This is a genomic window from Rhizobium sophoriradicis, from assembly GCF_025200795.1.
In the GTDB taxonomy this organism is placed as follows: Bacteria; Pseudomonadota; Alphaproteobacteria; order Rhizobiales; family Rhizobiaceae; genus Rhizobium; species Rhizobium sophoriradicis.
This window is the reverse complement of record NZ_CP104152.1, coordinates 2,852,212-2,875,840: the sequence shown is the minus strand read 5'-3', so window position 1 is coordinate 2,875,840 and position 23,629 is coordinate 2,852,212. Positions and strand designations below refer to the sequence as shown.

The window sequence follows — 23,629 nt, the reverse complement described above, 5'->3', positions numbered from 1 at the left end:
GCCGTTTCCCCTGTTCAAAGACTGTCAGCCCAGTCAATCACCCGGTCATGTTCGACGACCACAATGGTGTTGGCGGCCGCGAGCGTGCGCAGCGTGCTGATGCGGCGGCGTTCCTCGGTGTCGAGCCAGGCGGCGATGGCCTCGGCGACGATCAGATCGCGCGGCAGCGCCAGGTCGGCGGCCAGGGCATCCAACCTTGCTGCGAGCGGAAGCGGAATATGCGCATCGAGCATTTTCGTTTCCATGGCCTTCCCTCCGTTGAAGCGCGATCCTATCGTCAGATTGTGACCGGTTGGCGAGCAATCAATGGCGATGCCGCCGATGTTACCGATCATTACAAAAATATAAGATTGCGACCCCTTATCATTCCCTTTGCCGCTCTGCCCATTCCGCCTATATCGCTTCCATGTTTCTGCGACCCATCTTCCGCCTGTTCGAGACCTGGATCGATCCGTTCCGCCCGCGCGCCAATCTTCAGCCGCCGCAGGCAACGCTCGGCTTCATCTGGTTCTATATCGGCCAGACGAGGATGCCGTTCATCGCCATGCTCATACTTGGCGGCGCATCGGCGGCAATCGAAGCCGCACTTTTCTGGTTCGTCGGACGCCTCGTCGATATTCTCGCCAGTATTACGCCCGGTGCCGGCTGGAGCGGTCTTCTCGCGGCCCATGGCGGCGAACTGTTCGGCATGCTCGCCCTGATCGGGCTGGTGCGCTTCGTCGTCGCCTTTCTGATTGCCCTCGTCGATCAGCAGGTGATCACCCCGGGCTTCTACAATCTAGCACGTTGGCAATCTTATCTCCACGTCTCAAGGCAATCATTGTCGTTCTTTCAGAGCGATTTTTCCGGGCGCATCGTCACCAAGGTCTGGTCGGCCGGCCAGGCAACCGGCGATCTCGTCACCTCGCTGATGGAAAGCGTCTGGTTTGTCGGAATATATGCGGTCACGACGCTGGTGCTGGTCGCCCGGCTGGACTTTTCCCTTGCCGCCGTCGTGCTGTTCTGGCTATGCGCCTTCAGCCTGCTTGCCCGCCACTTCGTCCCGCGGATTCGCCATCATTCCCGCGAGACGGCGGAAGCCGGATCGATGCTGAACGGCAGGATGGTCGATTCCTACAGCAATATGCAGACGCTGAAGCTGTTTGCCCGCGACGAAGAGAGCGACCGCTACATGCGCCAGGGCTTCGATATCTATCAGGATACGGTGCTGCGCTTCACGCGGTTCATCACCGGGGTCAGGGCCTCGATGGCGCTGCTCTCCGGCCTGATGATCGTGACGATGGCAGGCTTGAGCGTAGATCTCTGGCTGCGCGGCATGGTCAGTTCCGGTGCGGTGGCATTCTCGCTGGCACTGGTGCTGAGGCTGAATTTCCTGCTCGGACGGCTGATGACGCAGTTCAACGGCATCATGCGCAATCTCGGCACCATCCAGAATGCCGCCGAGTTGATCTCCCAGCCACCCGGGCTCGTCGACCGCGCCGATGCGAAAAGCTTGGTGATCCGCCAGCCCGGCATTCGGTTCGAGAATGTCTCCTTCCGCTATGGCAAGGATCAGCAGCCGGTCGTCGAGAACTTCTCCCTGACCATCCGCCCGGGCGAAAAAGTCGGGATTGTCGGCCGTTCGGGCGCGGGAAAATCGACGTTGATGAACCTGCTGCTACGGCTCTACGACCTCCAGGAGGGCCGCATCCTCGTCGATGGCCAGGACATATCGGCCGTAACCCAGGAAACGCTGCGGATGCAGATCGGCGTTGTCAGCCAGGATACTTCGCTGCTGCATCGTTCAGTGCGCGACAATATCTTGTTCGGACGGCCGGACGCCGGCGAGGAGCGGCTGATCGAGGCGGCGCGGCGCGCCGAAGCCATCGATTTCATCGCCCGCCTGCAGGACCAGCAGGGCCGCAGAGGCTTCGATGCACATGTCGGCGAGCGCGGCGTCAAATTGTCGGGCGGCCAGCGGCAGCGCATCGCCATTGCCCGGGTGATGCTGAAGGACGCGCCGATCCTGGTTCTCGACGAAGCGACGTCGGCGCTCGATTCGGAAGTGGAAGAAGCGATCCAGTCCAATCTCCATCGGATCATGGAGGGCAAGACCGTGCTTGCGATCGCCCACCGGCTGTCGACGATCGCTGCGCTCGACCGGCTGATCGTCGTCGATCTCGGCCGGATCATCGAGGAGGGCAGCCACGACGAACTGCTTCGCCAGGGCGGGCTCTATGCCGAACTTTGGGCGCGGCAGTCCGGCGGCTTCCTCGCGGCGGACGAGGATCTCGGCTCAGGGGTCGATGGCGAATTCCGCCATGAGGCCAAAATGGTTTGATCCATAGCTGTCGGCGATGCGGCGGACCGATTTCAGCCGCAGGGGCGCTTTGCTGAAGATGTGGTCGATCGGAATGCCGAAGGGGCCTGCTGCGATCGGCCATGTCGCGGGTTCCAGCGACACCGTGCCCAGGCCCTGGCTGCGCATAAGAGACTGCACGTCAGGCGCCAGGATCGAAGTGTTAAAATCACCGGCGAGCACGAGCGGTCCCGGCAGGGAGGGAATAACCTCCGCAAGATCTGCAATTTCCAGGCCGTGGAATTCGTCGTAATAGGGCTTGGTCAGGTGCGCGGCGAGGAAATTGACCTTCCGGCCGTCGAAATCGATGGTCGAAATCGTCAGCCGGTTGCGCCAGAGGAGGCCGAGGTTACGGATGCGGGGCTCGATGAGTGGGCGCTTCGACAGGACGAGCGTATCGCATTGCTCCATGCCGATGCCGCAGCCGACGTAATAGGGGTAGGTCTTCAGGAGCCGCGGCAGTTCGGACAGCAGCGGCTCGGCCTCGAGGATATTGACGACGTCAGCGCCCGAGGCGATGACCATGTCGGCAATTGCAGGACCGTTTGCGAAATTATCGTTCTCGATGTTGAAGGACATCAGCCGGAAGATAGCCGGGCGGCTCTCCTCGACGGCGGCCTCGACGAATTCGCGCGCCATCACCACGCCATGGACGGCAAGGACCAGCGACACGGCGAGCGTCAGCAGCGCATACCAGTGCCGCTTGACCAGGAGGGCTGCGAGGGAAGCGGCCGCTGCCGCCACAGCCAGATGGACCTGGAAGCTGTAAAAGAGGGAAAGCAGATAGAAATTCGTGACGTAGCGCAGCGAGACAATGGCGAGGACGAACGTGGTGAGGACGCTGAATACGCAGAAAATCGTGTCTCTCATTCGCTTTGGTCCGGCTCGCTGGCTTGGCTGCCGATGCGCCTATCACGCCGGCTTTTTTGTTGCAATGCAGCATAATCGCGAGCTGGTGTTTGCCTTAGAAAATTGATCGGAAATTTCCCGCGACATTGTGCCCTCGTGCCCTTGTCAAGGCTGGACATAATTTGCGATCAAGCTTAGAACGCGCCGGATTGCCGGGGAATCTATGGCCGAATTGTGTCTGGATCGATTCGTCGGCAGAGGGGGCAGGGCGGAATTCCGCGATAATTGCGCAGAGGATGGTTAAGCCGTGAGCGAACACGAAACGACAAGCGAGGCTTCGACAGAGCCCACTCGCCGTGATTTCCTTTATCTCACCACCGGTATGGCGGGTGCTGTGGGCGCCGCTGCGGTTGCGTGGCCGTTCATCGATCAGATGCGCCCGGATGCGTCGACGCTGGCGCTGGCTTCTATTGAGGTCGATGTCGCAAGCCTCGAGCCCGGCATGTCCTTGACCGTGAAATGGCGCGGCAAGCCGATCTTCATCCGCAATCGCACACCTGAGGAAGTGAAGGCCGCAGCCGATGTTCCGCTGGCCGACCTCAAGGATCCTGTTGCCCGCAATGCAAACCTTCCCGCCGAAGCTCAGGCGACGGGTGTCGACCGTTCGGGCGGCGCGGGCAAGGAAAACTGGATCGTCATGATCGGCACTTGCACCCATCTCGGCTGCGTTCCGCTCGGCCAGGCCGGCGAATACAATGGTTGGTTCTGTCCCTGCCATGGCTCGGTCTACGACACGGCCGGCCGCATCCGGAAGGGTCCTGCGCCTGAGAACCTGGCGATCCCGACCTTTTCATTCGTGTCCGATACCAAAATCAAGATCGGTTGAGGGGAGACTGATTCATGAGTGGCCATTCCAGCTACGAACCATCAACCGGCTTCGAGAAATGGGTCGATGCGCGCCTGCCGCTGCCGCGCATGGTCTATGACAGCTTCGTGGCATATCCGGTTCCGCGAAACCTGAACTATGCCTATACCTTCGGAGCCATGCTCTCCGTCATGCTGGTCGTGCAGATCCTGACGGGCATCGTGCTCGCCATGCATTACGCCGCCGACACGATGATTGCATTCAACTCCGTCGAAAAGATCATGCGCGACGTCAACCACGGCTGGCTGCTGCGCTACATGCATGCCAACGGCGCATCCTTCTTCTTCGTCGCCGTCTACCTGCATATCGCCCGCGGCCTCTATTACGGTTCCTACAAAGCGCCGCGTGAAATCCTCTGGATCCTCGGCGTCGTCATCTACCTCCTGATGATGGCGACCGGCTTCATGGGCTACGTCCTGCCCTGGGGCCAGATGTCCTTTTGGGGCGCGACCGTCATCACCGGCTTCTTCTCGGCCTTCCCGATGATCGGTGAATCGCTCCAGCAGTTCCTGCTCGGCGGCTTTGCCGTCGAACAGCCGACGCTGAACCGCTTCTTCTCGCTGCACTACCTGCTGCCCTTCATGATCGCCGGCGTCGTCGTCCTGCACATCTGGGCGCTGCACGTCACCGGCCAGACCAACCCGACGGGCGTCGAGGTCAAGACGAAGACGGACACGGTGCGCTTCACGCCCTATGCGACGATGAAGGATGCGCTCGGCGTATCGGTCTTCCTGCTGGTCTATGCCTATTTCGTCTTCTACATGCCGAACTTCCTCGGCCATGCCGACAACTACATCCCGGCCGACCCGTTGAAGACGCCGGCCCACATCGTTCCGGAATGGTACTTCCTGCCGTTCTACGCGATGCTGCGTTCGATCACCTTCAACATCGGCCCGATCGACTCCAAGCTCGGCGGCGTGCTGGTGATGTTCGGTGCGATCATCGTGCTGTTCTTCCTGCCCTGGCTCGACACGTCCAAGGTTCGCTCGGCGGTCTACCGTCCCTGGTACAAGCTTTGCTTCTGGCTGTTCGTGATCAACGCGATCATCCTCGGCTGGCTCGGATCGCAGCCGGCGGAAGGTGACTTCGTCTGGATCTCTCAGGTCTGCACGCTCCTCTACTTCGCCTTTTTCCTGGTTGCCATGCCGGTGCTCGGCCTGATCGAGACGCCGCGCCGCATCCCGAACTCGATCACCGAAGCGGTGCTCGAGAAGCGCAACAAGACAGCTGCCGCCGGCGCAGCGGCCAATGCGTAAGCGCGCGACGGAAGGGAACAGATACATGAAAACGCTTGTTGCAAGCATTCTCTCGCTCGCTGTCGTTGCCGGTCTCAGCGGCGCGGCTCTGGCAGAGGAGGCGCCCGCCAACGGTGCGGCTCCGGCCCATCACGCCGAAGGTGAGACGCCGCATTATCCGCTGAAGCATCCGAAGGAGGAGGATTGGTCTTTCGCCGGTCCGTTCGGCCACTACGACAAGGGCCAGCTCCAGCGCGGCCTCAAGGTCTACACGGAAGTCTGTGCAGCCTGTCATTCGATGAAGCTCGTGCCTTTCCGCACGCTCGGCGAACTCGGCTATTCCGAGGCGCAGGTGAAGGCCTTCGCCGCGAATTATGAAGTCCAGGATGGTCCCAACGCCAGCGGCGAGATGTTTACCCGCAAGGCGGTTCCTTCCGATTACTTCCCGTCGCCTTTCCCCAATGCTGAAGCCGCGGCTGCTTCCAACAATGGCGCGGCTCCGCCTGATTTTTCGCTGATCGCCAAGGCCCGCTCAGTCGAGCGTGGCTTCCCGCAATTCGTCTTCGACATCTTCACCCAGTATCAGGAAAGCGGCCCGGATTACATCCACGCACTGCTGACCGGCTATGAAGAGCCGCCGGCGGGTTTCCAGGTGCCGCAGGGTGGACATTATAACCCTTACTTCAATGCTGCTGCCGTTCTCGCCATGCCGAAGCCGCTCTCCGATGGCCAGGTGACCTATGACGATGGCGCGCCGGCGACTGTCGAACAGTATTCGAGGGATGTCACCGCCTTCCTGATGTGGGCTGCCGAGCCGCATCTCGAAGAGCGCAAGCGCACCGGCTTCATGGTCATGGTCTTCCTGGCGATCTTTACGGTGCTGATCTATCTGACGAAGCGCTCGATCTACGCCAACAAGGAACACTGAGCGTTCCATTCTGAATTCGAAGGGCGGCTTGCGAGCCGCCTTTTTTGTTTGTTCCGCTCCCGCCAATTGATAGGGTGCGGGTGAAACACGAATGAGTTAGAGCACGATGTCGTCGAACTCGCTCACACTTTTCGGCGTCATGCTCTAATGCATGTCGCCCGGAGGTGTGCCACGCTTTCGGGACAGCACGCAAAAAAAATGCGCTAAAGCGCGTCGCTTGAATCAGGTTTGACGCGGCGCGCTTTGGTTTCATGCCTCGCAGATATGGACTTTCGATGGACAAAAATACGACTTCGGAGCTTGCAGCCAGCATTCGCTCCATTCCCGATTACCCCAAGCCCGGCATCATTTTCCGCGACATCACCACGCTGCTCGGCAACCCCCGCGCTTTCCGCCGGGCGGTCGACGAACTTGTTCAGCCCTATGCAGGCACGAAGATCGATAAGATCGCCGGCATGGAGGCGCGCGGCTTCATCCTCGGCGGTGCGGTGGCGCATCAGCTTTCCTCAGGCTTTGTTCCGATCCGCAAGAAGGGCAAGCTGCCGCACGATACCGTGCGCATCGCCTACAGCCTCGAATATGGCGTCGACGAGATGGAGATGCACCGCGATGCGGTGCAGCCCGGCGAGAAGGTGATCCTGGTCGATGACCTGATCGCCACAGGCGGCACGGCGGTGGGGGCTACGAAGTTGCTGCGCCAGATCGGCGCGGAGGTGGTCGGCGCCTGCTTCGTCATCGATCTCCCCGATCTCGGTGGCCGCAGGAAGCTCGAAGAGCTCGGAGTCGTCGTGCACACGTTGGTCGAATTCTCCGGGCATTGATCCTTCTTCACCCCGGCACCAGCGGCGTCAGTCGAAATCGAGGACGCCGCTCTCGAAGCGCATCACAGCCTCGCCATTCTGATTGACGCCTTCGCAGAGGATCGTGTTGAGGTGCCAGCCCGGCCGCGACGCGAGCGGCCGGCTGGAGAGGAAGGCGACGGAATAGGTTACGACATCGCCCGCAAAGACGGGCCGCAGCCATTGTAGTTTCTGAAAGCCGGGTGAGGGGCCGAGCTTGGGTGACGTCTGGCCCTTTTCGGCGAGCATGACGCTTTGCCTTTGCCAGAAGGCGAGGAAGGTTCGCATCCAAGCGGCGGTGGTGTGCCAGCCGGAGGCGCAGAGGCCGCCGAAGAGGGTATTTTTCGCGGCCTCCTTGTCGACATGAAAACGCTGAGGATCATAACGTGTCGCGAAGCGGATGATGTTTTCCTCGGTAAAAGTGTATCTGCCGATCTCGGCCTTCTCGCCGACGGCGTAAAGCTCGGACATTCTCATCGCGACACCTCCGGACCCATACCGTCTTCAGGGCGCGTGCGGATCATGACCGAATTCTCCGAAAGGCAGACGAGTTCGCCGCGCTGATTTTCCACCACATGACGGAACTTGACGATGCCAATGCCAAGGCGCGAGCGCATCAGCCGGGCTTCGAGGACGGTCGAGTGGCCGTCCAGCGTGTCGCCGGCCAGCACCGGTTTTCGCCATTCCATCAGATCGATGCCCGGAGCGCCCTCGCAGTGCGCGTTCAGAATGTAGCTGTCGGCCATCATGCGCATCAGCATCGATGACGTATGCCAGCCGGAGGCGGCGAGCCCGCCGAGGATGCTGGCGCGGCCGGCGGCCTCGTCGAGATGCATCGGCTGCGGATCGAATTCCCTGGCAAATTCGATGATCTCCTCGGCAAGCACCGGCTTCGGACCTAGGGCGAAGCGCTGGCCGGGTGGGAAATCTTCGAAGAAAAACTTTTCTGCCGACATTCGCTCCTCCACCATATGCAGGGCCTAGAACAGAATGATTTTAGGCCGAATCGGCCTAGAAATCTGAATCCTGTTCTACATTAAAGAGTTAGAGCATGGTGTCGCCCGAAAACCGCTCACACTTTTCGGCATCATGCTCGAGTGCTTACAATAGCATCCGCGTGAGCTCAATGATTCCGGGGAGATAAACCGGCATGACGGGACTGAAGTCTATACTCGACGAGGCTGCGCGCCAGGGGCTGATTTCGCCGGAGGCAGGCGGACGGCTTCTGCCCTTCCTGACCGAGCGCGGCGTGGCGGTTGTCGAGCCGCAGCCGGCAGCCGCCGACGGACCGGCATGGTCGGACACGGAGACGCCGCGCTTCGTGCGCGGTTTTCACGACATGCTGATCACCATCGGCGTCGTTGTGGCGCTCGCAGGCCTCTGGGGGCTTTCTGCACTTTATGCCGTGCTGCCCGCGATCATCGTCCTTTCGGAAATCCTGGTGCGCCGCCAGCGGCTCGCTTTGCCGGCCGTCAGCCTGACGATCGCCCTGTTCTGCTGGACTTGCCTGCTGATGTCGCGATTTTTCCCGCCGTGGACGCCGACCGCAACATCCTTCGGAGCGGAGGCGACGCAGTTCGTCGCAGGTTTCCCGATCATTCTCGGCGCCTATTATGCTCGCTACCGCGTACCGCTTTCGCTGGCGCTCTGCATCATGTCGGTGCTTGCCTTCGTCCTCACCCTGCTTTTGCGCCTGGCACAGTGGGCAAGCGGCAATCCGGCGTTTTTCCTCGATCATCCCGCCGTGCTGGCGCTGGTTGCCCTGATCTGCGCGGTCGGATTGTTTGCGCTGGCGCTCTATTTCGATCTCGGCGACCGGCTGCGGCGGACGACGCGTTCGGATATCGCTTTCTGGCTGCATCTCGGCGCGGCGCCGGCGCTGCTCTATAGCACCGTTTCCCTGCTGTCGTTCGGAGCAGATACTCGTATTGTCGACGTCGCGAACATGTCGTCGCGGACACCCGTCGTCGTTGCGACGGTGGCGGCGCTGATGCTGCTCGGTCTCATCATCGATCGCCGCGCCTTCGTCACTTCGGGACTGCTGTCGCTCGGTGTTGCGATCTTCGGCGTCTTCCGGCAGGGAAGCGCCACGGTCGACACCTAATCTTCACCACGCTGATCATTGTCGGCGCAATCGTATTAATCATCGGCACCGGCTGGATGCCGCTTCGGCGGCTGGTGCTCAGGACACTGCCGCCGGCCATCGCAAACAGGCTGCCGCCGGGTTAAGGCGGCAGCGCTCTTTTATTTAGGTATTGAAACGGAAATGGATGACGTCGCCGTCCTGGACGACGTATTCCTTGCCTTCGTCGCGCGCCTTGCCGGCATCCTTGGCGCCGACTTCGCCGTTATATTTGATGTAATCGTCATAGGCGATGGTGTTGGCGCGGATGAAGCCGCGCTCGAAATCCGAATGGATGACGCCGGCGGCCTGCGGCGCCTTGGTGCCGCGCTCGATCGTCCAGGCTCGCGTTTCCTTCGGGCCGACGGTGAAATAGGTGATGAGGTGGAGCAGCTTGTAGCCGGCGCGGATCAGCCGGTCGAGGCCGGCCTCGTCAAGGTCGAGGGCGGAGAGGAATTCCTTGGCCTCATCCTCGGGAAGCTGAGCGACCTCAGCCTCGATCGCCGCCGAGATGACGACGGTTTCGGCGCCTTGTTCCCTGGCCATGGCGGCGACGGCCTCGGTGAATTCGTTGCCGGTCGAGGCGTCGCTTTCGGCGACGTTGCAGACATAGAGCACCGGATGCGAGGTCAGCAAGTTGAGGCCCTTGAGGATGGCGATCTCCTCGGCATCGAGCGTCGGCAGCAGCGTGCGCACCGGCTTGCCCTCGTTGAGCAGCTTCAGCGACGCTTCCATGATCGGCAGCATCGCCATCGATTCCTTGTCCTTGCCGGTGGCACGCTTGCGCGTCTGCTCGGTGCGGCGTTCCAGGCTTTCGAGATCGGCGAGCATCAACTCGGTCTCGATCGTCTCGGCATCGGCAACGGGATTGATGCGGCCCTCGACATGGGTGATATCGCTGTCTTCGAAGCAGCGCAGCACATGCACGATGGCGTCGACCTCGCGGATATTAGCGAGGAACTGGTTGCCAAGGCCCTCACCCTTCGAGGCGCCGCGCACCAGGCCGGCGATGTCGACGAAGGAGATGCGGGTCGGGATAAGTTCCTTTGACTTGGCGATATCGGCAAGCTTGCGCATGCGCGGATCGGGTACGGCTACTTCGCCGGTATTCGGCTCGATCGTGCAAAAGGGATAATTCGCCGCCTGTGCCGCCGCCGTCTTGGTGAGCGCGTTGAAGAGGGTCGATTTGCCGACGTTCGGCAGTCCGACGATGCCGCATTTGAAGCCCATGGCTAAAACCTGCTGTTCTTGAATTTCTTGCTGGTGCCTATGGGATAAAGGAGCAATATGGTCAAGTCTTAGCGAGCTTTTAACCTTGCTCACTTGCCCAAGGAACGGCGCCGGCCTATTTTGAGGCCGATCGCGGTTTCGATGCATTGCGGATTTCGTCAGATGCACGGTCGCTCCTGCCGGCCGCACATCCGGCCTCAACCCGGCGGCCAATTTCCTCCTGATCGAGGAGGGCAGCCACGGCGCACCGTCGAAAATTCGTCATCGACAATGATTAGTTGTTTTGAAGATTCCTGACCATGTCATCAACGGGTGGATTTTCCGATGAGTGACAACGACGTTGCCCTAAAACCGAAGACCAAGGTGAAGCCGAAGCTGGACAAGCCGAAGCTCTACAAGGTCATCCTCGTCAATGACGATTATACGCCGCGCGAATTCGTCATCGTCATCCTGAAGGTTGTCTTCCGCATGAGCGAGGAGACCGGCTACCGGGTGATGATGACGGCGCACAAGCTCGGTTCCTGCGTGGTCGTGGTCTGCGCCAAGGATATCGCCGAAACCAAGGCCAAGGAAGGCATCGACCTTGCCAAGGAGATGGGCTTTCCGTTGATGTTCACGACGGAGCCCGAGGAATAGCCGGGGCTCAGAGTCGGCGGATTTGATAGCCGGTCTTGTCCTGCACGAAGCCACAATTCTCGTAGAAGCGCAGCGTGGCGGGGTTCTTCGAGCCGGTGAGCAGCATCACCTTATAGCAGCCGGCCCTCCAGGCCTGTTCCACCGCATGGCCGATGACGGCACCGGCATAGCCGCGCCGGCGATGGTCGGCATGGGTGACGACGTTTTCGATCAGCGCATAAGAGGCGCCGCCTCGCGTCAGGTTCGGCACGACGATCATCGTCACAGTGGCGGCTGCGAGATTGCCGGCAAAGCCGATGAATAGGGTCATGCCGGGCTGGGCGAGTATGGTGCAGAGGCGTTCCTCGGCCGTGGCCCTTGTCGAGAACCGGATCCGTCGGGTTCAAATGCCGGTAGAGGACGGTCAATCCCGGAAGGTCGCCGGCAGTTGCGGGACGGATGGCGAAATCCTGGTTCGGCATCGGCCTCATTCCCCCTTATTGCCGAACATCTTCTTCAGCATCTCGGCCATGGGACCGGTGGCGGGGAGTTTCGGCTGATTGCTGCTGCGGGCCTGGCGGATATGCGACTGGCCTGCCGGCTTCTTCTCGCTGTCCTTGCCTTCCTTGCGCGGCTTTTCTTCCTCGGCCTTGCCGCCGAGCGCCAGCGCGATCTTGTTCATCAGCTGCGAATCCTCGTTTCGCACCAGCATGTCGGCATTGTCGGCCAGCGTGTCGAGAAGTGGTTCGAGCCAGACCTTGTCGGCCTTGGCGAAATCACCGAGCACATGGTTCTGCACCATTTCCTTGAGGCCGGGATGGCCGATGCCGAGGCGCAGCCGCCGGTATTCCTTGCCGCAATGGGCGTCCAGCGACTTAATGCCGTTGTGGCCGCCATGGCCGCCGCCGGTCTTCAGCCGCGCCTTGCCGGCCGGAAGATCCAGCTCGTCGTAAATCGCGATAAGGTCGGCCGGCTGGAGCTTGTAGAAGCGCATGGCCTCGCCGACGGCCTCGCCGGAGAGGTTCATATAGGTCTGCGGCTTGATCAGCAGCACCTTTTCGCCGCCCAGTTCACCCTCGGAAATCTCCGCCTTGAACTTCTTCGACCAGGGCGAAAAGCTGTGGCGCCGATGGATGGCGTCAACGGCCATGAAGCCGATATTGTGACGGTTGCCGGCGTATTTGGCGCCGGGATTGCCGAGACCCGCGATGATCAGCATGGCCTGTCATTCCTTGCTTGTTGTTCTGCGTTCACCACCCGGAAATGGGAGCAAAGTCAAGCGGAAAGGGCATCGGCCCGTCTGGCTGCGTCAGTCGGACAGGTTCATGCCGTATTTCAGGAAGATCTTTTTCTGTTCGCCATCGGCGATCAGCTTGTCGAGCGCTGATTGCATCTTGGCGCGCAGATCGTCCGGAAAGCCTTTTTCGCAGGCAATGCCCATCGGCTGGGCCGAGAGCACGGTCACCATCTCCACTGGCTGGTCGGCCTTCAGCTTGTCGAAATAGAGTTCGGAGATCGGCATCATGTCGATGCGGCCGCTCAGCAGCTTGCGCAGCGTGGCGTTGAAGTCGCTGGCGACGTCGAGCTTGGTGAAGCCCTTCTCCTTCAGGGTCGCCTCGGTGTAGTCCTCCCGCTGTGTGCCGATCGTATATTTCTTCGCCTCGTCTAGATTGCCGGCGGTGACGCCCGAGCCCTTGCGGGTGATCAGGATATTGCGATCGATCAGCAGCGGCTCGATCCATTTGAACAGCGGGTCGCGGGCGCTGTTGTGGGCGGTGGCGAAAACGCAGGTCATCGGCGCCGTGCGGGCGAGACCGAAAGCGCGCGCCCAGGGCAAGACCTCGATCGTATAGTCGACGCCGATCGCGGCCATCACCTTTTCGACCTGCTCGACCGTCGCACCCTTGATCTCCTTGCCTTCGCGATAGTTGAAGGGGGCGTAATCCTCGGTCGTGAAATTGATCGTCTGCGCATGGGCGGCGCAGGGCAGCGCCAGGCATGCAAGAAGCAGGAGCTTTTTCATCGGATCATCTCCTTCGTTCTTCATTTATGAGGCGCGCGCGACGGCCGATTGCGGCATCATCAGTTCCTCGATGAGCTTGGCTGCGTGCTGCGGGCGATGGAAGAGGTAGCCCTGGCCATAGTCCAGTCCCATCTGGTGGAGCGTGCGGCATTCCTCTTCGGTCTCGATGCCCTCGGCGATGACGGTGCAGTTCATCTTGTGGGAGAGGGTGGTAATGCCTTCGATCAGCATGCGGCTCTTCTGGCGCACGTCATCGTCGCCGTCATTGATCGCGCGAGTAAAGGACTGGTCGATCTTGATGATGTCGACAGGGAAGCGGTTGAGGTAGCTCAGCGACGAATAGCCGGTGCCGAAATCGTCGAGCGCGATGCGGCAGCCGAAGCGGCGAAGCTCCGTGACGATCATGCGGATCTCAGGGTTGTCATGCATCAGCACTGCTTCGGTGATCTCGACGACGATGCGTTCGGGGCGGATGCCGTGGCGGCCGACAATCGCGGCAAGCCGGGCCGGCAGCGCCGGTTCGAACTGCAGCGGCGAGAAGTTGATGGCGATATAGGTGTCCTGCATGCCCGATATGCGGGAAATTTTCGCGAGGTTGGCGATCGCCTTCTCCATGATGACGTTGCCGACGCGGACGATCTTTCCCGTTTCTTCGGCGACGCTGATGATCTCGGCCGGCGGCATCAGGCCCTTCTGCGGATGGTTGAGGCGCATCAGCGCCTCGAAACCGGCAATGCCGCGGCCGTTCAGATTGACGATCGGCTGCAGGAAAGCGTCGAACCAGTTGTCGACGAGGCCGGCTTCGATATTGGCCTCGATTTCGGCGCGGCTGCGGGCGCGGTCGAGCATGGCATTGTCGAAGAGCTGCGCACCATTCTTGCCGTCGCGTTTCTTGGCATACATCGCCATGTCGGATTTCTGCAGCAGCTCGGCTGCGGTCGCGGCATGATGCGGATAGATGGCGATGCCGATCGAAGCGCTCAGATGCATGTCCGGGGCAAATGGCGTTTCGAAGACCGAGGCGATTTGCTCGCACATCCCCTTGGCGCGCCTTTCGGCGTCCTTCGCCGGCAGCAGGATGGCGAATTCGTCGCCGCCGAGACGAGCCGCCTCGTCGAAGGGAGCAAGATGGGTCTTCAGGCGCGCAACCAGCTCGATCAATGCCCTGTCGCCAGCGGCATGGCCCATATTGTCGTTGATCCACTTGAAGCGGTCTAGATCGACGAAGAGGCAGGCGAGCTCCTGACCAGCGGCGTCTGCCGCAGCGATCTTGCTGTCGAGCACGGCTTCAAAACCCTGGCGGTTGAGAAGCCCGGTCAGGTGATCAGTGATTGCCTGGCGATGGTTGCGGTCCTCGGACGCCTTGAGCTCGGTCACATCGGTCATGACCGACAGGGAGAGGCGATCGTGAGCGCCGGCGCCGGCTTCCGATTCCATGATAAGGACGTCCATGGTGCGGCCGTCCAGGCAGACGAACTTGACGGTAACCGCCATGCCGCTCTCGGCCCGGCGGCGCTTGACGAACTTGTCGCGGGTGTTTGCCGTGACGAGATCGGCGAAGTTGCGGCCGATGACGGCGGCGCGATTATAGCCGGTGGCAAGCAGCCAATAATCGCTGACGGCGGTAATGCGGTCTTCCTCGTCGAGCGAGAAGAGCATGGCGGGGGTCAGATTGTAGATATCGGTGGCGCGGCGATGGGCGAGCTTCAGCTCCTTCTCCTCGCTTTCGAGCTTGGTCTGCATCTCGTTGAAGCTGCGGGCGAGCCGTCCCATCTCGTCGTTCGACTGCCAGTCGACGTGATGGCGGGAGCCGAGCTGGCGGGTGGCCTCGATCGCTGCCGTCAGCCGCATCAGCGGCTGGATGACGAAGAAGCGGTTGCCGATCAACGCGGTGCCGAAAACGGTCAGAACTGCGAAGATGAAGATCGAAATGAAGACGACCTCTTCCTGCTTCAGACCGGAAAACAGGCCGATAGTGGGATAGTAGACGCTGATACTGCCGAGATTCTTCGGGCCATCGACGGTGTTGTAGATGATGGCACGCGACACCTGCACGAGCTTGCCGTCGAAGGAGCGGGGAATGGTGGACTGGCTGACGTCGAGCTGGCCTGACTGGTCGCGCACTTCGACCTTGACGATGGCGCCCTGGGAAACGACCGTCGCGCTGATCTGAGTGACGCTTTCTTCATCGAGGTCCCAGAGGGGCTTTGCCAGCGCCTGGGCGTTGGCGACAAGAAGAACCGAGATATGGTCGCGTATTTCCTTGTCGGCCCGCTCCGAAGAAAGAAAAAGAAAGAGAACAAAGAGAGGAGCGACAAAAACAAGCAGCGCTCCGCAAACAATCCCAAAAAACCTGTTCTCAACGGAATTGTTCATGGTTCCGTTTACTCCCCCAGGCCAGCCATATTTGCTGTCGCGCGTTCGGGCCGGCTTCTTCGCAGCTGACGAGGCATGCTTTCACGAATATGTTAAATGTTGCTGAAACGGGGGTCTGCGGGCAACGAAAAGCCCGCCTTCCTGGGGGAGGCGGGCCATATGTATTATAAATGGAGTGAAGCGATCAGGCTTCGGTTTCGCCTTCTTCGGCGCTTTCGTCGACACCGGCAGCCGGAGCGACGATGGTCGCGATCGTGAAGTCGCGGTCGATGACCGTGGTCACGCCCTTCGGCAGGGTGACTTCCGAAATGTGGATACTATCGCCGATCTTCTTGCCGCTGAGGTCAATGTCGAAGAATTCCGGGATCGCATCGGCCGGGCAATGAACTTCGACCGAGTGGCGGACGATGTTCAGAACGCCACCGACCTTGAGGCCCTGGGACTTCTCTTCGTTGATGAAGTGAACGGGGATTTCGACGGTCACCTGAGTGTTGCCGGAGACGCGGAGGAAATCGACATGCATCGTGAAATCGCGGACCGGATCGAGCTGGTAGTCCTTCGGCAGAACCTTGTACTTCTTGCCGTCGACTTCGATGGTCGCGACGGTCGTCATGAAACCGCCGGCGTGGATGCGCTTCGTCACCTCATTGGTGTTGAGAGCGATGGCAATGGGGGCCTGCTTGTCACCATAGATGACAGCGGGAATGAAACCGTTGCGGCGAAGTTCACGGGCGGACCCCTTACCAACCCGTTCGCGCGCCTCGGCCTTGAGCTCGTAAGTTTCCTGGCTCATGGCTATTCCTTTCGAGGTTATTTGGAGAGTTCGTCGGCGGGCAAAAGCCTTGTTCCGTCGAACCAGAGGCGGGTTTCCCCATCCTCATCCGCGTTGCCTCCAAGGGTGTCTACACGGACCGGTGGCCTATATTATAAGTCGCTCGGAAACGCAAGTTGCTGATTGCGGCGAGGCTGCCGCCCTCGCAGGCGTCACCGGCCATGGCTGGGAATGAGCCCCGGCGACATCAACAAGCGTAGGCCGGGCTTCGGCTCAAAGATACGAACCTCATGAAATCACTTCAAAACCGCGTCCGTCCAGGGCCACTTGGCTTGACATCGCCGGGCTTCGCATCTTTGGATGGCCGCTCAAAAAGCGGCTGAGGAGAAACCAGACTATGCGTCTCAAACTTGTCACGGCAACGAGCTTGCTTGCCCTTTGCGTTTTTACCACGGCCGAGGCCGTGGAGATCAATCAGGATGGCGCCAACACCGTCAGGGACACTCTGACAAAGTTGCTTCCAGATGATCTGGCGAAGAGCGGCTTCATCACCGTCAATCCGGCGGGCACGCGCTACGAGATCATCTATGATCTGGCGAAGCTGCTTGCAAAAGTCGATCCGGCGACCTTCACCATCAACGGTCTTACCCCGTTCTCGACATTCGCCACGCCGCTCGACAATGGGCTTTGGAATATCGAAGGTGACGACAGTTTCAACGTCTCCGGCCATTTTAAAGACCCGGATCAGAAAACTACGAATTTCACCTATTCCATCGCTTCGATCGTCTATAGCGGTGTTTTCGACCCAGCAATCAGCTATCTGCGCTCAGGCACCTTCGCGGTCAAGGACGTCAAGGTCGCCAGCAAGTCTGAAACCGAGGAAGTTCATGCCGCCATCGCCAGCATGGACCAGAAGCTGAGTTCGACGGACAGTGCAGGCGGCAACGGACGCATCGATTTTGTCGGCAGCGCGTCGATGTCTGGTTTTGTCGAGCAGGTTTCCGGCCTGCAAATGCCGCCCATCGAAATTCGTGCCGGCTCAATCAATGTCGATGCCAAGGTGAACGGCCTGCCGGCGAAGCAGATTCGCGAGATGGTCTTCTTCATGCTCGACCATCTCGATGAGAAGGAATTGAGCTCGGAAAATACCGACAAGATAAAGACAATAGCGAAGGAAGCATTTCCGCTTCTGACCTTGTTCAGCGAGACGATCGGGGTCAACGACCTGTCCGTCACGAACGAGATGGGCAAGGGCGGCGCCAAGGCATTCAACTACAACCTCGCCATTGAGGGCCCGAGCGACGCCATGCGTTTCGGCTTCGGCATGAACGCGCAGGAGATCAGCCTCGACACGCCGCTAATGCCGGCAAACTACGCGACATTCATGCCGACCAATTTCGATTTTCAGGTCGCTGTTCCGAACCTGGATTTCGCAAGCTTCGGCAACGACCTGATGGCGGTGGATTTCAATGACAAGGCACCCGAGAAGACCGGCGAGGAGATGGCGAAGAAGCTCTTCCGCGACGGCCTTCTCAAGGTGGAGTTCCCGAAGATCAGCGCCAAGTCGGATGTTTATGACGTCGATATGACGGGCAAGATCGAAGGCCGGGTCGACACCGAAAAGGACTATTCTATGGAGGCGACGATCCTGGCGCGCGATCTCGACAAGACGATCGCGGCAGTTCAGGAACTTGCCAAGACCGATCCCGATCTCAACCAGGTCTCCTTCGGCATCATGATGGTGAAGGGCTTTGCCAAGACCGATCCCGACGGTCGTTCGCGTTGGGACATCAGCGTCAGCCGCGACGGCGCGGTCACGGTCAACGGCCAGATGGTCAAGGGGCCGGACGCTTCGGATCAAGACCAGGGGCTGGAGCCAGACCAGGAGCAGGAGCAGGGCCAGGACGCGGTGCCTGCGCCGCCGCAGCAGCCTTGAGCGTCGTCAATAGGGATAAGAAAGAGGCCGGCCTTGCGCCGGCTTCAGCGTTTTGACCAACTCCGTTCTGACTCGGCGTTGAGCCACGGCTGTCCGGTTATCTCGACGGGCTGCCCCACCCTAGCCCTTGCCGGGGTGGAGTCACGGTTCTCGACCCGTCCTGCGGACCCCCGTAAACGGGGCGAGGGGAGGTGCCGAATGCAGTGTCGAGGGTAAGGAAAGCCGGTGCGGCATATCCCTTCGCCCCGCCTACGGGGCGGGCGGCGCTCACTCAGAACGACACTTTTCTACTGCTCTGTGAACGCCGGCTCTTTTTAATCGAAGAGGCTGGAGACGGATTCTTCCTGGCTCGTCCGGCTGATGGCTTCGCCGATTAGCGGAGCAGTCGTCACAACGCGGATATTATGGGCAGACTGCACGGCCGTCGTTGGCTGGATCGAGTCGGTGATGACAAGTTCACGCAGCTTGGACGAGGTGACGCGGGTGACGGCGCCGCCGGACAGCACGCCGTGGGTGATATAGGCCGTGACGCTAGAGGCGCCCTGGGCAAGCAGCGCATCGGCCGCATTGCAGAGCGTGCCGCCGGAATCGACGATATCGTCGATCAGCAGGCAGTCCTTGCCGGTGACGTCGCCGATGATGTTCATGACTTCGGATTCACCCGGCCGGTCGCGACGCTTGTCGACGATCGACAGAAGACAGTCCAGTCGCTTGGCAAGCGCACGGGCGCGAACGACGCCGCCGACGTCAGGCGAGACGACCATGACGTTGCTCAGGTCATAGTGGCTCTTGATGTCGCGCGTCAGGACCGGCAGCGCATATAGATTGTCCGTCGGAATGTCGAAAAAGCCCTGGATCTGACCGGCGTGGAGATCGAGCGTCATGACGCGGTCGGCGCCGGCTTCGGTGATCAGGTTCGAGACGAGCTTGGCTGAGATCGGGGTGCGGCCGGAGGCGCGGCGGTCCTGGCGGGCATAGCCGAAATAGGGGAGCACGGCCGTGATGCGGCGGGCTGACGAACGACGCATGGCGTCGATCATGATCAGCAGTTCCATCAGATGGTCGTTGGCAGGGTAGGACGTCGGCTGTACGAGGAAAACGTCCTCGCCGCGGACGTTTTCCTGAATTTCGACGAAGATTTCCTGATCGGCAAACCTTCGGACGCTGGCTTTCCCCAAGGGAACGTTGAGATAGTTGCAGATCGCTTCGGCGAGTTGCCGGTTCGAATTGCCTGCGAAAACCTTCATGTTGGTCCGCCTGTTATGCGCTGATAGCCGCGCTTTTTAGTCAGCTTCCCCGTGAATGCAAGGGCAAAGGCGCCACAGGCTTTGATATTTGCAAAAAGTTTGTGACTAACCGCCCCGCGCCTGCCGCCAGGAGGTGAATTCCGCGATGGTTTTCGAGGCGATCTGCTGCATTACCGAAGCCGGAACGCCCGCCCAGGGGTCGGCCGCGGCTGTCGGCACGCTTTCCTGCCCCTGGATGCGGTGCAGGCGGGCGCCGCCGCCGTCGAGAATGTCCCAGACATAGACCACGGTGACCTTGCCGTCGTCGCTGAAGGCGGAGAGATAGCCTTTGAGGATATAGTCGCTGCTCGTATCGTTCGAACTCTTGATGGAAAGGCCATGCGCCCGCGCCTCGGCGCCGAGCTGGCGCGAGAGCGGCGTTACAGCCTGCACCGGCGCGCCGATGATCGGCAGGAAACGCACGGTATTGCCGCGGGCGGAAGAGGCGCCGGGCGTGAGGGCGGCGGTCTGCTGCGGCTGCGCGTCAAGAGTCTGGCTGGTCTGCGCCTGAGACCTGGCACCGGTGGCGGCCGGTGCCAGCGCTTGTCCTTCGATCGGGGCGGAGGCGGCGGGCGAGGCTCCGCTCTTCGACAGGGCGTCTGCCTGCTCCTGCATCGTTGTCGGCGGGGCGCCGCTGCCGGACCGATAGGCTCCCTGCGATTGATTATAGGCCGGATGATAGCCATTCGGCTGCGAGCCCGCGGCGAAAACCGGTTGACGCGTGCCCGCCAAACCTTCGGCCTCACGCTGGCTCACGGGGCTTGACGGCGGGGCTCCGGAGGAATCGCCGATGCCGACCTGCGGCGTCAGCGCGTCGGTGGTATTGCAGGCGGTGAGCAGGGCCATGACGAACAGGAGCGTGGGCACAGTCGCAGCTCGCGTCATCCGGTGATCCGTCCTTCCCACAATCGCATCAGCCCGCCCGAATTTATGCGGGCGGGGATGGTCCTCTGTCAATTCCGGATTCTCATCCGTCAATCCCGGGCTTCAAAGGCCGATAAAATCGAGCGGATGACGAGACAGTGCGCGCGGCGCATCCGCTGTCGTCAGATAGGTCTGTCCGAGCGTCATCGCGGTCCCGGTATCGGAATCGGCGATGATCATGTGCACGAAGAGCGACATGTTTGGCTCGATCGGCTGCGGATTGCCGACATGGAACATCTGATGCTCCATCCAGGACGGAGAGAAGCGGGCTCCGAGCGAATAACCGCAGGCATTCAGCCGGTGGCGGGTGAGGCCGCGCTCGTCCATGATCCTGGCATGCATATCGAAGACGTCGCCGAAGGTGTAGCCGGGCTTCAGCACGGTCTCGATCGCTTCGATGGTTTCTCGGCAGGCATTGTAGATTTCGCGATGGCGTTGCATCGGCTCGCCGATGACGATCGTGCGCATCATGGCGGCATGATAATGCGCGTAGGTGCCGGCCCATTCGAGCGTCAGCTGGTCATTGGCGTCGAGCTTGCGGCGGCCGGCCTTGTAGCGGCAGAGCAGCGCGTCGGCCGCCGAACCGATGATGAACTCGTTGGCGGGATAGTCGCCGCCGCCGGAAAAAACCGCTCCCTGCATGGCGGCGAGGATGTCGGCTTCGTCAGCGCCCGGTTTCGTCAGCCGGATTGCGGCGTCGAGCGCGTCGTCGGCGAGCGCGGCGGCCCGTTCGACATAGGCGATCTCGGTCGGGCTCTTGATCAGGCGAAGACGGCTGACGAGATAGGAGGCATCGACGATCTGGCCGAAAGTGGTCAGCTGCGCGTCGAGCAGGCGGGCGACGCGGCCGGTCATGCCGTGCGTATCATATTCGACGCCGATGCGGGTGCCGAGCAGATCCATCTCGATCAGCAGGTTCTTCAGGTCGAGCGTCGGATCGGCATTGACCCGGTCGACCCAGATATGGATGTCGTCGAGGACCGAGGTATGCTTGGCCTGGCGAAGATCGGCCGAACGGGTGATTAGCGCCATGGTGCCGTCGCTCTTGACGATCAGCGTCTGGAAGAAGCAGTAGCCGAAAGTGTCGTAGCCGGTCAGCCAGTACATGCTTTCCTGGGCGAAGAGCAGCAGGGCGTCGAGCTTTTCTTCCTTCATCTTCTCGGTGAGGCGTGCAAGTCGGCTTGCGAACTCGGCCTTTTCGAAGTGCAGTGCCATTCTGCTCAAGTCTCCCTGATTGATATCGCTGAAATCTGGCGGCCGTAGTCCGGCTCCTTGCGATGTGTCGTCCGGCGATAGGAAAAGAAGCGCTCGCTGTCCGGATAGGTGCAGAGGCCGAGGCTTTCGGCTCGCACGCCGGCCTGGGTCAACCGTTCGATGGTCAGTGCCGGCAGGTCGAACATGGCGTGGCGGGGCGTCGCGGAGGGTATGAAGAAGCGTTCGTAGTCCGGATTTTCGGTGATGAAGCGGTCGACGAATTCCGGGCCGACCTCATAACTTGCCTGACTGATCGAGGGACCGAGGCAGGCGACGATGCTGTCGCGGTTCGCTCCCAGCGCCTCCATGGCGGCGATGGTATTTTCGAGCACGCCGGTCAGCGCACCCTTCCAGCCGGCATGGGCGGCGCCGATGACGCGATTTTCGGGGTCGGCGAAGAGGATCGGGCCGCAATCGGCGGCGAGCACACCGAGCAGAATGCCGCGGGCTGCCGTCACCAGCGCATCAGCGTCGGGACGGGAGCCGTCATAGTCAGCGCCAACCGTGACGACATCGGGGGAATGCACCTGGTGCACGGTTGCCAGCCGCTCGATCGGCAGGTCGAACCAGGCGGCGACGCGACGGCGGTTCTCCATGACTTTTTGCCGTTCGTCGCTGGAGCCGAGGCCGACATTGAGGCCGCGATAGATCCCTTCGGAAACGCCGCCGCTCCGGGTGAAATAACCATGGCGGATGGCGCCGCCCGTCGCATCGTTCAGCAGCGCGCTTTCGATCGGTGCTGGAGAGGCCGCGTCCTGCATCTGTGATTCCGGGCTTTTTCGAGAGGTTTGTTATTGTCCCGAGCGCATCGCATCTGCGGCGCGCTTCAAGTTGCTGTTTCGCGCGGATGTTGGCTCAGCCGCGTGCGCCCTGTCAATCCACCGGACGAAAGGGCATGAGATCTACGGCCGGATGCGAGACGGCCATCGCCTTGAACAGTTCTCCCATCCGGCCTTCACCGGCGCCGACAAGCCTGTCGACGGCCGTCTGGATGACCTGCTGGGTCTGCGGTTCGCGGTTGCGCCCGAGAGCGGCGGCGCGCTCGAGAATGCCGAGGCCGGTCAGAAAGTCGCCCTGGTGCAGGGCGCCGTTCAGATGCAGGCCGGCTGCCAGCGCCGTTTCGGCGAGCTGCTGGAAATCGACATGGCTCGTCAGATCGGCTTCGCCGGGATGGGCAAGCGGCGGGTCGAATTCATGCATGCGCACTGCCTGCAGCGTATCGCCGAACCCGGTGACGAGATGGCCGTAGTCGATGACCAGCGCCGTGCCGCCGAAGGCGCGCAGCCGCTCGCAGATCGCCATCATCACGGCCTGCCGGGCGGGCGAGATCTCGAAAAGCGTGCCGAGCGGCAGGTTCTGCACCGGTTCGGGCAGCAGGGCCGGATCGAGGCCGGCGACGCCGGCGGCGAAGGTCAACTCACCGTCGGCGTCGAGCCCGACCATGCGCTCGCGAAAACCTGTCTGCGTGCGGATGAACTGGCGGATCGGGATCGCGTCGAACAATTCATTGGCGGCGATCAGGGTGAAGCCGGCCGGGACTTCGTCGAAGCCGTCGTGCCAGGCGATTTTTTCGCCGTAGTCTTCGAGCGTCTGCTTCTGGACGTCGCGCAGGCGCTCGCTGGTTTCGACAAGATGCACGGTCATGGTGTCGAAAAGCGGTGGGGCGATGCGCGAGATGACGCGCAGCATGTCCGATATCATCGTGCCGCGGCCAGGCCCGATCTCGACGAGGCGCACATCCGCCGGCGTGCCGTGGCGCTGCCAGGCATGGACGATGAAGACGCCGATCATTTCGCCGAAGATCTGGCTGATCTCCGGAGCGGTGACGAAGTCGCCGGAGCGGCCGAAGGGCTCGCGGGTGCGGTAATAGCCATGTTCGGGATCGGCCAGGCAGAGCGAGAAATAATCGGTGACGCTGATCGGACCGTTGGTCTGGATGATCGCCTTGATTTTTTCGCCGAGGGCGGTGCTCATCTC

The 23,629-nt window shown here is 61.1% G+C and carries 21 protein-coding genes and 2 pseudogenes; 8 read left to right on the top strand and 15 right to left on the bottom strand.

What is annotated here, in order from left to right:
• Positions 1-14 precede the first annotated feature (14 nt).
• On the bottom strand, positions 15-245 hold the full coding sequence (locus N2597_RS14330) for a CopG family transcriptional regulator (protein WP_077990045.1): 231 nt from the start codon (positions 243-245) through the stop codon (positions 15-17).
• Positions 246-406: 161 nt separating this feature from the next.
• Between N2597_RS14330 and N2597_RS14325 the strand changes: the two genes are divergently transcribed.
• Complete coding sequence (locus tag N2597_RS14325) at positions 407-2,320, top strand: ABC transporter ATP-binding protein (RefSeq protein WP_183597108.1); 1,914 nt, start codon at positions 407-409, stop codon at positions 2,318-2,320.
• On the opposite strand, the gene N2597_RS14320 is transcribed toward N2597_RS14325, so the two are convergent.
• Positions 2,276-3,208 carry an endonuclease/exonuclease/phosphatase family protein gene (locus N2597_RS14320; RefSeq protein ID WP_077990025.1) on the bottom strand — a complete coding sequence of 311 codons (933 nt, stop codon included), beginning with the start codon at positions 3,206-3,208 and terminating at the stop codon, positions 2,276-2,278. The genes N2597_RS14325 and N2597_RS14320 overlap by 45 nt on opposite strands.
• Before the next feature lie 286 nt (positions 3,209-3,494).
• Between N2597_RS14320 and petA the strand changes: the two genes are divergently transcribed.
• The 4 genes from petA to N2597_RS14300 all read left to right on the top strand — a co-directional run bounded on the left by petA (position 3,495) and on the right by N2597_RS14300 (position 7,096).
• Positions 3,495-4,073: a ubiquinol-cytochrome c reductase iron-sulfur subunit gene (petA, locus tag N2597_RS14315; protein ID WP_009982651.1), complete on the top strand. Its 579-nt coding sequence runs from the start codon at positions 3,495-3,497 to the stop codon at positions 4,071-4,073.
• Positions 4,074-4,087: 14 nt separating this feature from the next.
• Positions 4,088-5,368: a cytochrome b gene (locus N2597_RS14310; protein ID WP_038690382.1), complete on the top strand. Its 1,281-nt coding sequence runs from the start codon at positions 4,088-4,090 to the stop codon at positions 5,366-5,368.
• Positions 5,369-5,393: 25 nt separating this feature from the next.
• Complete coding sequence (locus tag N2597_RS14305; RefSeq protein ID WP_038690380.1) at positions 5,394-6,275, top strand: cytochrome c1; 882 nt, start codon at positions 5,394-5,396, stop codon at positions 6,273-6,275.
• Between the two features lie 275 nt (positions 6,276-6,550).
• The gene (locus N2597_RS14300) at positions 6,551-7,096 is read left to right on the top strand and encodes an adenine phosphoribosyltransferase (RefSeq protein WP_010058411.1); all 546 of its coding nucleotides are present in this window, start codon (positions 6,551-6,553) and stop codon (positions 7,094-7,096) included.
• 27 nt (positions 7,097-7,123) lie between these two features.
• Here N2597_RS14300 and N2597_RS14295 read toward each other — a convergent pair whose 3' ends face one another.
• Together N2597_RS14295 and N2597_RS14290 are read right to left on the bottom strand one after the other, a co-directional pair.
• Positions 7,124-7,591 (bottom strand): MaoC family dehydratase, encoded by a 468-nt coding sequence (locus tag N2597_RS14295; RefSeq protein ID WP_077990027.1) that lies wholly within the window; start codon positions 7,589-7,591, stop codon positions 7,124-7,126.
• The gene (locus tag N2597_RS14290; RefSeq protein ID WP_077990028.1) at positions 7,588-8,070 is read right to left on the bottom strand and encodes a MaoC family dehydratase; all 483 of its coding nucleotides are present in this window, start codon (positions 8,068-8,070) and stop codon (positions 7,588-7,590) included. The genes N2597_RS14295 and N2597_RS14290 overlap by 4 nt, the downstream gene beginning before the upstream one ends.
• 194 nt (positions 8,071-8,264) lie before the next feature.
• Between N2597_RS14290 and N2597_RS14285 the strand changes: the two are divergent.
• Positions 8,265-9,343: pseudogene (locus tag N2597_RS14285) on the top strand (hypothetical protein).
• Positions 9,344-9,362: 19 nt separating this feature from the next.
• On the opposite strand, the gene ychF reads toward N2597_RS14285, so the two are convergent.
• A complete protein-coding gene (gene ychF / locus N2597_RS14280; RefSeq protein WP_077990030.1) occupies positions 9,363-10,466 on the bottom strand; it encodes a redox-regulated ATPase YchF in 1,104 nt (367 codons plus the stop codon).
• Between the two features lie 324 nt (positions 10,467-10,790).
• Here ychF and clpS point away from each other — a divergent pair, with 324 nt between their 5' ends.
• Positions 10,791-11,102, top strand: coding sequence for an ATP-dependent Clp protease adapter ClpS (clpS, locus tag N2597_RS14275; RefSeq protein ID WP_004680128.1), 312 nt, complete (start codon positions 10,791-10,793; stop codon positions 11,100-11,102).
• A 7-nt stretch (positions 11,103-11,109) separates the two neighbouring features.
• Here clpS and N2597_RS14270 read toward each other — a convergent pair.
• The 5 genes and pseudogenes from N2597_RS14270 to N2597_RS14250 all read right to left on the bottom strand — a co-directional run bounded on the left by N2597_RS14270 (position 11,110) and on the right by N2597_RS14250 (position 16,273).
• Positions 11,110-11,572, bottom strand: a pseudogene (locus N2597_RS14270) (N-acetyltransferase family protein).
• The gene (gene pth, locus N2597_RS14265) at positions 11,569-12,300 is read right to left on the bottom strand and encodes an aminoacyl-tRNA hydrolase (protein ID WP_183597109.1); all 732 of its coding nucleotides are present in this window, start codon (positions 12,298-12,300) and stop codon (positions 11,569-11,571) included. Before pth ends, N2597_RS14270 begins: the two are co-directional and overlap by 4 nt.
• 90 nt (positions 12,301-12,390) lie before the next feature.
• Entirely contained in the window at positions 12,391-13,104 is a 714-nt protein-coding gene (locus N2597_RS14260) for a substrate-binding periplasmic protein (protein ID WP_183597111.1), read from the bottom strand.
• 24 nt (positions 13,105-13,128) lie between these two features.
• Entirely contained in the window at positions 13,129-15,480 is a 2,352-nt protein-coding gene (locus N2597_RS14255) for an EAL domain-containing protein (RefSeq protein ID WP_183597113.1), read from the bottom strand.
• Positions 15,481-15,664: 184 nt separating this feature from the next.
• Positions 15,665-16,273: a 50S ribosomal protein L25/general stress protein Ctc gene (locus tag N2597_RS14250; RefSeq protein WP_009996000.1), complete on the bottom strand. Its 609-nt coding sequence runs from the start codon at positions 16,271-16,273 to the stop codon at positions 15,665-15,667.
• A 376-nt stretch (positions 16,274-16,649) separates the two neighbouring features.
• Between N2597_RS14250 and N2597_RS14245 the strand changes: the two genes are divergently transcribed.
• Positions 16,650-18,188 carry a hypothetical protein gene (locus N2597_RS14245; RefSeq protein WP_183597115.1) on the top strand — a complete coding sequence of 513 codons (1,539 nt, stop codon included), beginning with the start codon at positions 16,650-16,652 and terminating at the stop codon, positions 18,186-18,188.
• 314 nt (positions 18,189-18,502) lie between these two features.
• Here the strand turns inward: N2597_RS14245 and N2597_RS14240 are convergent, their stop codons facing one another.
• The 5 genes from N2597_RS14240 to N2597_RS14220 form a co-directional block, all read right to left on the bottom strand.
• The gene (locus tag N2597_RS14240) at positions 18,503-19,435 is read right to left on the bottom strand and encodes a ribose-phosphate pyrophosphokinase (protein WP_010058894.1); all 933 of its coding nucleotides are present in this window, start codon (positions 19,433-19,435) and stop codon (positions 18,503-18,505) included.
• Positions 19,436-19,540: 105 nt separating this feature from the next.
• The gene (locus tag N2597_RS14235; RefSeq protein ID WP_009997191.1) at positions 19,541-20,359 is read right to left on the bottom strand and encodes a hypothetical protein; all 819 of its coding nucleotides are present in this window, start codon (positions 20,357-20,359) and stop codon (positions 19,541-19,543) included.
• 102 nt (positions 20,360-20,461) lie between these two features.
• Complete coding sequence (locus tag N2597_RS14230) at positions 20,462-21,613, bottom strand: M24 family metallopeptidase (RefSeq protein ID WP_009997190.1); 1,152 nt, start codon at positions 21,611-21,613, stop codon at positions 20,462-20,464.
• Positions 21,614-21,618: 5 nt separating this feature from the next.
• A complete protein-coding gene (pgeF, locus tag N2597_RS14225) occupies positions 21,619-22,413 on the bottom strand; it encodes a peptidoglycan editing factor PgeF (RefSeq protein WP_183597117.1) in 795 nt (264 codons plus the stop codon).
• A gap of 112 nt (positions 22,414-22,525) precedes the next feature.
• Positions 22,526-23,626 (bottom strand): class I SAM-dependent methyltransferase, encoded by a 1,101-nt coding sequence (locus tag N2597_RS14220; RefSeq protein WP_183597119.1) that lies wholly within the window; start codon positions 23,624-23,626, stop codon positions 22,526-22,528.
• Between the last annotated feature and the right edge of the window lie 3 nt (positions 23,627-23,629).